This window comes from Pseudoalteromonas sp. BSi20311 (assembly GCF_000239875.1).
GTDB lineage: Bacteria > Pseudomonadota > Gammaproteobacteria > Enterobacterales > Alteromonadaceae > Pseudoalteromonas.
The window spans coordinates 1-10,615 of the sequence record NZ_BADU01000055.1 but is presented as its reverse complement, the minus strand read 5'-3'; the positions used below and the strand labels follow the sequence as shown (position 1 = coordinate 10,615).

The window sequence follows — 10,615 nt, the reverse complement described above, 5'->3', positions numbered from 1 at the left end:
TAAGTTTTTAGTGCGTTTAATTGGTCTTCGTATTACAATTGTGACTGTATATCATTACGTACTTTCTAATTTGCTTTTTTTTCATGAGCTTACTTTGTTTCCAGTAAAGGCCTTTTATATTTCATGACAGAAATAACCACACATCACGCCTCCCGTCGCCGTCTACTAATTGCACTTGCAATTACCTGTTCGTTTATGGTGATTCAGCTTATAGGTGCTTATTATGCTAATTCACTGGCTGTTCTTGCCGATGCAGGCCATTTATTTGTTCATAACAGTTCATTATTTATAGCACTTATTGCTTCTAGCTTTGCTATTCATCTGGCTAAAACTTACAACGACGGCCATCAAAAAGCTGAATTAATCGGTGGTCTGATCAACGGGATTTTATATCTCGCCATTAGTTTACTTATTTTATTTGAGGGAGCTGAGCGCTTTATGCATCACAAAGGTGGGCATGAGCTGGTTATAAATAGCTATTTAATGTCGGTGATTGCTGCTATTGGTTTTTTATTTCATGGTGCGGCAGCATGGGTACTTTATAAGGGTCGTAAGGCCAGCATTAACGTGTATGCGGTTTTTTTACATTCGTTTTTTGACTTAATTTCGACTGTTTCTACTTTTGTAGCCGGTGTACTAATTTACATAACAGGTTGGAATGTGATTGATATTTTATCGAGTATGTTAATTGCCTCATTTGTATTGTTTACGGGGATTAAGGTGATAATTAGTTGTATTAAAGGACTACGCTCAAATAAAGCAAAACTGCCTGAAGTTCAAGATATCGAAACAGAAATAACCAGCATGGAGCACGTTGCCAATGTGCACAATGTTACCGTTGTTCGTAAAAATAAAAAGGTTATCGTGGGTGCTCACGTGGTGTTGAAGCAACATTGCACTATAGAAAAGCATGATGAAGAGTGTCGTTTAAAAGTAATTAAACTACTTGCAGATAAATTTAATGTTCGCAACAGTGTACTGCAAATTGAAAGTTATGAATGCAAGCATATACATTAAGTTGTTAACCTATAAATTTAGTAACTAGGTTAACAACTCACTTTCATTACTGCGTTTTTATATCAAATCAATAATCATCTCAAAGCATTCAGGGTTCATTAAATCGTTGGCACTCATAGGGCGGGCGAAATAGTAACCTTGAAGCTTATGACAACCTATATTCGTTAAAAAGTCGAGTTGCTCCCGTGTCTCTACCCCTTCTGCGATACAATATAACTCTAAGTTTTCAGCAAGCGAGTAAATAGTCTTAATAATCGACTCGTCGCCTTTATCTATGCCAATACTATTTACAAAGCTTTGATCAATTTTTATTACGTTAATTGGAAATTGACTCAAATAAGTGAGTGATGAATAGCCGGTACCAAAATCATCAAGAAATAGCTTAAACCCAGCTGCCTGAAGGCTTTTGAGTTGTTTAGCTGCTTTGTACTTATCTTCTAGCAGCGTGTTTTCTGTGATTTCTAGGCGTATTTGCTGTGGTTTAATGTTGGCTTTTTCAAGTATAGCGCTCAGTCGCTGGGTTATGTTAGCTTTCAGAATATGTTTTGGTGATACGTTCAACGACACATAAAACTGCGGGTTAACGCTAAGAATAGGCGCAAGCTCTGTGATCGCACGTTGCAATGCTTGTTCAGTGAGCATATCAATTAGGCCTGTTTCTTCTGCCACCGGTATAAATAAAGCCGGAGAGATTAATTTTCCTTGATTTTCCCAGCGCATTAATAACTCAACACCGCTTATTGTTTTATCTTTTGTGTTAACCACTGGCTGGTAATGGTTAAAGAACTGATTATCTTTTGCGGCGTCTTTTAAGTCGTTTTCAAGAATAAGCTTTTGCTTTATTTGCTCATTCATTTTTTCATTAAAAAACTGAAATCCATTTCGACCTGCTTGTTTTGCATGCATCATGGCAATATCTGCATTACGGATCAAAGCATCGGTTGAGTTTGCATCATGAGGGTACAAGGCAATACCAATACTGGCAGAAATATTGATAGAAAAGTCATCAATAATAACTTTACTTGCCAGCTCACTACTCATTTCGTTAAGCGTATTTTGTAGCGAGGACATAGAGGTAATATTTTCGATTAATACTAAAAACTCATCACCACTTTGTCGCCCGAAGGTTGCATGGTCACCTAAGTATAGGGCAACCCTTTCGGTAATGTTACACAGTAATTTGTCGCCCACAGCGTGGCCAAATGAATCATTCACGGGTTTGAATTTATCTAAATCTATAAATATCACCGCACATTGCAAGTCGTTTTTGGCGGCCTTTGTTATGGCATTTTCAATCTTTTGATTCATTAAACTACGATTAGGTAACCCGGTTAACGCATCATAGTTAGCCAGATAACGCAGCTCATTTTCAGCGCGTTTCTGTTCGGTTAAGTCTGTAATAACAACAACATAATACCCAACTTTACCTTTTTCATTAGCGACAGCTGTGGCGCTTAAATGAATAGGGTGTTGCTTTGCTTTTGTGGTATTTACATAGGCATTAGTTCGCCAATTTTCTTTTGGTTGCAGTGCTTTTAATGTGGCTGCAAATTCTTTACATTTAGTTTGCCCAATGGCTTTTATAAATAACTCTGAGGTAACAATACCCCCTTCACCATCATCAGAAAATACCTCCATAAAGCTACTATTTGCTGAGAAAGGTACTAGGTTCTCGTCTAGGATAAGTAAAAAATCATTTATTTGGCTAAATGCTTCGCCGAGTATTTTTGCTTGCTGTTCATTTGCTAACTGCTCGGTAATATTAGTAAAAATACCAGATACATACTCAGGCTTTTTACTGTCTTCATTATAAATAATTTGCCCTAGGTCATGAAACCACAACCAATGGCCATCTTTGTGACGTAATCGATATGTCGCTTGCCAGTCTTGTGGCTGAGTTTGTTTTATAAATGCATTCCATTTATTTTCTATTCTATAACGCTCATCAGGGTGCATAATATTAAAGAAGCTATGTATATCAATACGCTCAGGTATATTTTCATAGCCTAATTCTTCACCTCTGGCTGTATTAACTGAGTTGTCTGCAAAGCTATAGTTCCAAACGCCACTCTTATTACTTTTTAGTGCAAGCTCTGTTTGAGTTTTAGAATGAATGGCTGCTCGATGAGCGCGTTCAATCGCTATTTTACGGCTTCGGTATTGCCAAAAAAATAAAAACAGAATTATGAACACCGCGAGGAAGTAGCATGTGTAAGCAATAGGAGACTGCCAAGGTGCATAGGCAACACTAAACTTAAGCATTACAGGATCACTAGTAATGACTCCATTTCGCTGCTGAGTAAACACTGATAGTTTATAGTCACCGGGTTGTAATTTAGTAAAAAACACATGATTAGATTTTAAATCGTCATAACTTAAAGATGAGGGACCACTCAACTCTACTTTGTAATAAGTTTTACTTGTATTTTTATAATCAAAATTAGAAAACCGAACTGTTAACCCCATGTCATCGTGTTTTAGCATTAACGGCGCATTACGATATTTATCAGGCGCATAATTGAGTGACTTTGAAAACAAGCTAATATCGGTGAACGCCAATTTGCTATCAGTGTTTTGTTGCTCACTATTAAATTGATTAGGGTCAAACTGCAGCAATCCACTGCGATTACCAAATACGAGTTCATTATTTTGTAATTTAATTGCTGCAAGTGCAGTAAAGTGGTTGTTGCTTAAGCCATCTTTAATTGTATAAGTGGTTATGTTTAACGTATTTAAATTAAGTTGATATAACCCGTTGTCAGAACTAATCCATAAAAAGTCATTGTCATCGGCAATAAGTTTATAAATGGCATTAGTATTGAGAGAGTTGTTTGCATTAAAGGTATGCACTATTTGATATGTTTTTGAGTCTACGGCAATTAAGCCCTCTTGTGTGGTTGCTAACCATAGCAGTTCACGTTTAGTGTCTAAGTAATAGTTTTCTACCGTATGATAAAGGTTGTTTTTTGCCGTTTTAGATTTAAAAATAGTAATTAACGTGCCTGTTTCTTCGTTGAAACGATAAAACGTGTCAGACGTACTTAACAGTAGTTCACCAGGATAAGCTTCTGAGGGAGCATGAAATGCGTAAGCATGCAATGGTGAAACTTGCTCTTTTAATCCTTTGATAATTCTGTTTTCGCCGGTATTCGCGTTAAAAATATAAAAATTATCATTATTGATGTAAGCAAAGGTATCAGGAGCGACTTGAGCAATACCAAATATATAGTCAGTATTTAGCTTATGCTCAGTGATAAATTTGTTTTGTTCAAACTTTCCTGTTTCTTTGTTGAAAAGTTCAAGCCCAAAAAAAGTCGCTAGCCATAGATAGTTGTCGCCTTTATTATTTGCAGAAAAAATATCTCCGATAGAAGATAAGCCATAAACTGCTTTTTTATCTTTAGATTGTAGAAATAAATCACTCGTTTTAGTTTTTGAGTTGTAGCGAACAAGCCCATCGTCAGTGCCTATCCAGAGCAATTGTTCTGTGTCTTGGTAAATAACATTTACAATATTATTATCCGGTAGGCTGACTCTTTTAAATTTTTTTGTTTGTGCTGCCCACGTTAATACACCATGGGTTCTTGAACCAAGCCATAACAAACCAGATTCATCAAACATAATATCGTTGATCGTATTTTCTGTTATGTTGTAGCTACTATCTTTGAAATTTAAAATAGGGGTGAGTTTTGAGGTTGCTCTATCAAATTCAAATAGCCCACTTTCTGTAGCAATAAATTCACCATAGGGTGTGTTTACATAATCCCAAATATTATAGTCATTAATTAATGTTGATAATTCCGAGGGATTTATATTTTTATTTTCATTAAAAGCAATCCGATACATCCCCTCAACCGTACCAACTAGCAACCCAAGTTCATCATCTATAGATAAAAATTTTACATTGTTACTATCATTGGTAACTTCTTGGGTGTCATTGAGTACTATTTGTTGGAGCTCGTTATTGTCAAAGCTATAAGCGTATAGCCCCTGATCGGCACCAACATATAATATATGTTGGTGCAGTGATAATGCTCGAATAAATATGTTTTCATCAGGCAAAGATGCAACGAGTGCTAGTTTTTTTGATTTTTTATCAAAACGGTACACGTGGGAATCAATAGAAAAATAAAAGTGTGTAGGCTGCTCAACGACTGCAGTAATGGGAGAAAACTTTTCTTCATTTTGATTCAAATGTCCTGAATATATTTGCTCAGCTATTAAAGTATATGGGTCAATTAAATAGCTTCCAGCAAGTTGTGTGCTAACTATTATTTTGCCGTCGTTAGCTTTGTAGATATTGATTACATAATTGTTTTTTAAACCTGTTGCGCTTTCGTAAGGGGTGGCTCGGTAACCGTCAAAACGATATAAGCCTTGGGTAGTTGCTATCCAAACGTAACCGATATCATCTTGTATTGATTTCACTATAAAGCTTTGCGACAGTTGCTCGTTGCTAGTAATACGTTGTAATTGTTCAGAATAAGTTTGTGAAGCAAAGCTCTGCTGCATACAAACTAATAAAAATATATGAACAATAAAGAAAAACTTACTCAAAAGCACTTACCCTTTTTAACTGACAAGCTTGGTATTTAGTATTGGTGTAATATAACATGAGTTTAATTTAAAAATTACAAAAAGCATTAAATGTGAATTAATTGTTGTGTTTTTGTATGGGCATTACACTTTATTCTAATTAAAGTAAAAGGACTACAAATGAATTTTAGAGAAAATATCAACTTAGAACATAGCGTACTTTTAGTAATCGACTTACAAAGTAAATTGGCACCCGCTATAGCTTCATTTAATACCACCTTAGATTGTGCTTTACAGCTTGCAAATGCAAGTGCTATTCATCAAATTCCTTCAATAATTACAGAGCATTATAAAAAAGGACTAGGTGAAAGTGATGAGAAGATAAAGCAAGCTTTACCAAACGCTCAGTATATTGAAAAAATAAATTTTAGCGCCTGCGCCGAAGACGGTTTTTTAGATACTCTTTCGCAATTACAACGACCTCATGTGGTGGTTGTTGGCACTGAAGCACATGTCTGTGTGTTACAAACATGTTTAGATTTACTACAACAAGGGTATGCAGTAACAGTTGCTGCTGATGCAATAGCCTCAAGAAATGTAGAGCATAAAGCCATTGCGGTTGAGCAGCTTCGTCAAGCAGGTGCTATAATATCTTGCGTTGAAACTATTATATTTCAATGGACAAAAAAAGCAGGGACGTCTACTTTTAAACAAATACTATCAATAGTTAAGTAGCGCACTAAAAACATTTTTAAATCAAGCAGCATAATCATTCTTAGTTTGATTTAAGATAAAAAATTGCGAGTTGTTGTAGGTTATACTAACAATGAGCGTGTTTAATTTTTATAAAATTAATTAAGGTTTTTATGTCTAGTGTGAGTCGATTGTTTACAATCATATTCTGTTTATTATTTGTAGAGTCTATTGGTATAGGCCTTTATTTTGATACATTAACAGAGGCATTTCTGGTCGGCTTGCCCTTATGCTTGCTTCCTATTTGGTTATTAAAAACCCAACCCGAAAGTAAAGTTACACCTCATGTAGTCGCTGCTGCAATTATGATGTTTTCATTTTTGCATATTCAGCAAGCGTATGGGCTTATTGAGGTGCATTTCGAAATATTTATTTTCTTAGCCATGCTGATCATGTTTGTTGAATGGCGGGTATTTATTACGGCCATTGTGTTTGTTGCTATTCATCATTTATCTTTTTACTACCTGCAGACTCAAAATACGGGGTTTTATGTTTTCGACCCTGATCGTTTAGCTTTTTCAACGGTACTCATTCATGCGGCCTATGCCATTGTTGAAGCGCTTGTTGCTGGCTATATTGCAGTGACATTAAAGCGTGAACGTCGTGCGGGTTTGTCGTTAAGTTATGCCACTGAACAAATAATGCAAGACCCTAATCAGATAAAACTCTCGATGCGAGCAGATGATACAGATAGCAGTGCAGTGGTAGGCTTTAACACCCTGCTGGAATACTTGTCGGATGTTATTAAACAGGTTCAAACTCAATCTGATTCATTAAAAAATAACTCCCAAGAGCTTATAAATGTGCACGATAAGTTAGCAGACAGTGCGAAACACCGAAATACACAAACAGATGATATTGCTAATTCAGGTTCACAAGTAGCCCATGGCTTTAAACTGGTTGAGCAAGAAAGCGATATTTTAAAGCAGCAAGTTAGTAGTATTACCGATTCTGCCCATGTTGCTTTGCAAGAAGTGTTACAAACAGACAGTAAAAGCAAAGAGTTGCTCACGTTATTAACCAATACAGAAGAGCAGTTAAGCCACTTAGTGGCTGCTGGTGATGTAATTACAAGTTTGTTGAATGAAATATCAGGTATAGCCGATCAAACTAACTTGTTAGCCTTAAATGCTGCAATTGAAGCCGCCAGAGCGGGCGAGCATGGTCGTGGTTTTGCTGTAGTTGCAGATGAGGTTCGTTCTTTAGCGAATAACAGCCAGCAAACAACAGCAAAAATAGCATCAACGTTAACAGATTTGGTGAATAATAGTCGTACTTCAACACAATCGATGAATCAGTGTGTTGAGTTTGTTGTAGATCTAACAAAAATTAGTGCCACCATGAAAGAAAATATTTCGTCAATGAGTGAGCAAATACAGGCCGTATCTTCAAGCTCTAACTCGGTTGCGCAAGTAGTTGCTGAACAGGCTGGAAATACCGAACAGATTGCAACTAGCACAGATCAAATGCGCCAACGCCAACATGAAGATGGAAAAATTGTTGAACAACTCACCGCCAAAGTACAAATGATTGATGTCAGTATCGACGTGTTAGAGCAAAGTATTGCAAAATTTAACTAATAAGCGCTATTTTATTTTTGTATTGATTGGTGTGTGGCTTGTCGTTGTTGTGTCGGGTTTAGTGTATTTTCAACTTGGGCAATTAAAGCCGTTTGATGAAAATAAAATGCTGGATCGACATAACTGGTTTTCGCAATTTAAACAGCAAGTGGTTTGGCAAAACAAAGATACAGCGCAACTACTTATCATCACAGAAGATAATTGTGGTTGTACCATACAAGCTAAACCACATTTATCAGCCTTACAACGCTTTGCGAAAAATCAAGGCGTTGAAGTGCAAACATTTAAACTCAATAGCCAGTTAAAGTCAGTGGTCCCGGCAACGCCAGCTGCAGTGTTAATTGATAAAAACGGTGATTTTGTTTATGCAGGGCCTTTATCAGAAGGCTTGGCTTGTTCACAAGGTAGTGGGTTTGTAGAAACTGTGATCAGTAATCTACAAGCTGGTTTTAACTCGTCATTATTAATTGCCGATACAAAAGGGTGTTATTGTATTAACCGAGTGTAAAAGAGGCTCATTTTTATTCTACGAAAACTGCTTATACATCCTTGAACCGCTTACCTACTTTAGGTAAGCGGTTTTTTGTTGTAGGTTACTTAATCACACCATGGTTATTAAGCCATAAACACCTAGTAATACAAATACAGTGGCGGCAATAGCTCTTACTGTGTTTAACGGGATCCGTTTTAGTAATGCCTTACCAGCATAAATAACAGGTACATTTGCGATTAGCATACCCAGGGTTGTACCAATTGTTACCCACAAAACAGATTGATATTGTGCACCTAATAACACAGTCGCTATTTGAGTTTTGTCGCCAATTTCAGCGATAAAAAATAAAATTAAAGCCACTAAAAATGCGCCATAACGATCGAACTTGTGGCTAACTTCCTCGTCTTTATCAGGAATAAGCAGCCATAAGCCAACAACAATAAAGCTTATATTGACTACCCAAGGTAGGTATTCAACAGCAAAATTACCACTTAACCAATCACCAAACCACGCAGACAAACCATGATTGATTATAGTAGCAGCAAGAATACCTAAAATAAGCGCTATTTTATTATGAAAACGTGCCGCGAGTAATAACGATAGAAGTTGAGTTTTATCACCAATTTCGGCAAGGGCAACAGTGACGGTAGAGGTTAAAAAAATATCCATTAGTATAATCTTCAGGCGGGAATACTAAACCAAGGCAAACAGCTATCTCCCGCCATGAGGATAGTGTCTACCTAGGTCTCGCCGATAACGCTTGCTACAACATTACAAACTTACCATGCACATGAGGTGCAATTATGTTGATAAGTTTACTCATTACTGAGCGGGCTACTCCCCTAAGAGGGTAGCGATTATTCCACAAAGTTTAAAGCAGGTAAATATTTATTAAATTAATCTTAATTCTCAATATTATTAATTCTGAACTTCCCAGCTTTCAGTAGACACCGGCTTATAATTTTAAAGTAAAAAACGGAAGTAAACTTCCGTTTTAAGGGCTTCAAAGGTAGTTATCAGAAATATATTCTGTTTTGTGAAAGCGTTAACCTAGATAGCTATATGAGCAACTTTTCGGGGTCTTATTTGAGCGAGATATAGTCATTCAGGTGAGTTGTCATTAGCTTAGTAAGAATAAAAGGAAACTATCTCCTTTTTCATATGTGTAAATAAACTACAGTAAGCATAATATTTATAGCTGGTAATAATTTACACTATTTGATAATAATAGAAGCTCATGAAATAAGGACGTTTTCGATCTAAGATAGAGAAAGTGTCCTTTGATAAAGTTGTTAGCAGTATGGCATTGACTTGTCGTTAAGGTGACGCAAATGTGTCGTATACAAAAAAGGAGTTTTTGAACATGATATAGCTTCAATATATTCATGTGAGAAATACAAATGGAAATGAAACTAAACGCTAAAAAAATTATAGAATAACGTAAAGTTAGAGCTTGGAGTCAGCAACATTTAGCTGATGTTAGTGCTGTAAGTTTAAGAACCATTCAAAGAGTAGAAAATAATGGTTCAGGTTCATTGGAAACTCTTAAAGCATTAGCTTCCTGTTTTGAGCTAGATGTTACTAAGTTATTCCAGCCTGAAATCCCATTAAAGAAAAATCACTCTAAATCCAAAATAGTAGTGTTATCTTCAATGATTGCAGCCATTTTCAGTAGTGTTTTATTTCTAGTGCCATCTACAATGGCATCAGATATTAAGATCCACTCAGATAAAGTTACAACATCTAAAAATAATGATTATCGAGTTTACAGTAACAATGTAGAGATTTTCTTGCCAAAAACTCTTACTTATGAAGTGTTAGTTGATTCAAAGTGGGAAACAGCTACACCGGAAATAGCCAGTGGTAGTGTAAAGATCTATTTGGGTAACTCAGTTGTTTTTATTGAAAAAGCAATAATAACAAAAACTGAAAAAGGAACGAAAATCACTACTAATTATGCAAAATTTACTAACACTGACTAATATACAGCTAATAAGTGTCTAAGGTTGCGACCATCCACTTCCGGGTATTCGACAACATGAGATGTTGATAATAATTGGCAAGGTATTTTACAGTGTTGGATGGCGCTTCGCTTATCCGACCTACACTATAAAAAGCCGCTTATTTGGATTCATCCACCAGTGAAAATAGAGCGAATGGGGTCAAATCTAATAGAGCGATTGGGGTCAATTTTTGACTTCACACATTAAGAACCTTCAATGTCTGCTCATGGCAC

Annotated in this window: 7 protein-coding genes and 1 riboswitch; of the genes, 5 read left to right on the top strand and 2 right to left on the bottom strand. The window is 36.2% G+C overall.

Annotated elements, in window-relative coordinates:
- Positions 1-123: 123 nt before the first annotated feature.
- On the top strand, positions 124-1,017 hold the full coding sequence (locus tag P20311_RS05000; RefSeq protein ID WP_008110359.1) for a cation diffusion facilitator family transporter: 894 nt from the start codon (positions 124-126) through the stop codon (positions 1,015-1,017).
- A gap of 57 nt (positions 1,018-1,074) precedes the next feature.
- Here P20311_RS05000 and P20311_RS04995 read toward each other — a convergent pair whose 3' ends face one another.
- On the bottom strand, positions 1,075-5,574 hold the full coding sequence (locus tag P20311_RS04995) for an EAL domain-containing protein (RefSeq protein WP_008110358.1): 4,500 nt from the start codon (positions 5,572-5,574) through the stop codon (positions 1,075-1,077).
- A gap of 159 nt (positions 5,575-5,733) precedes the next feature.
- On the opposite strand from P20311_RS04995, the gene P20311_RS04990 reads away from it, so the two are divergent.
- The 3 genes from P20311_RS04990 to P20311_RS04980 all read left to right on the top strand — a co-directional run bounded on the left by P20311_RS04990 (position 5,734) and on the right by P20311_RS04980 (position 8,394).
- Positions 5,734-6,288, top strand: coding sequence for an isochorismatase family protein (locus tag P20311_RS04990; protein WP_008110356.1), 555 nt, complete (start codon positions 5,734-5,736; stop codon positions 6,286-6,288).
- 131 nt (positions 6,289-6,419) lie between these two features.
- Positions 6,420-7,886 carry a methyl-accepting chemotaxis protein gene (locus P20311_RS04985; RefSeq protein ID WP_008110354.1) on the top strand — a complete coding sequence of 489 codons (1,467 nt, stop codon included), beginning with the start codon at positions 6,420-6,422 and terminating at the stop codon, positions 7,884-7,886.
- Positions 7,870-8,394, top strand: a complete 525-nt coding sequence (locus tag P20311_RS04980) for a DUF6436 domain-containing protein (RefSeq protein WP_008110352.1) — start codon at positions 7,870-7,872, stop codon at positions 8,392-8,394. The genes P20311_RS04985 and P20311_RS04980 overlap by 17 nt, the downstream gene beginning before the upstream one ends.
- A gap of 93 nt (positions 8,395-8,487) precedes the next feature.
- Here P20311_RS04980 and P20311_RS04975 read toward each other — a convergent pair whose 3' ends face one another.
- A complete protein-coding gene (locus P20311_RS04975) occupies positions 8,488-9,048 on the bottom strand; it encodes a TMEM165/GDT1 family protein (protein WP_008110350.1) in 561 nt (186 codons plus the stop codon).
- Positions 9,049-9,132: 84 nt separating this feature from the next.
- Positions 9,133-9,234, bottom strand: a riboswitch (yybP-ykoY riboswitch).
- 680 nt (positions 9,235-9,914) lie between these two features.
- Here P20311_RS04975 and P20311_RS04970 point away from each other — a divergent pair.
- Positions 9,915-10,361, top strand: a complete 447-nt coding sequence (locus P20311_RS04970; RefSeq protein ID WP_238529430.1) for an XRE family transcriptional regulator — start codon at positions 9,915-9,917, stop codon at positions 10,359-10,361.
- The last annotated feature ends 254 nt before the right edge of the window (positions 10,362-10,615 follow it).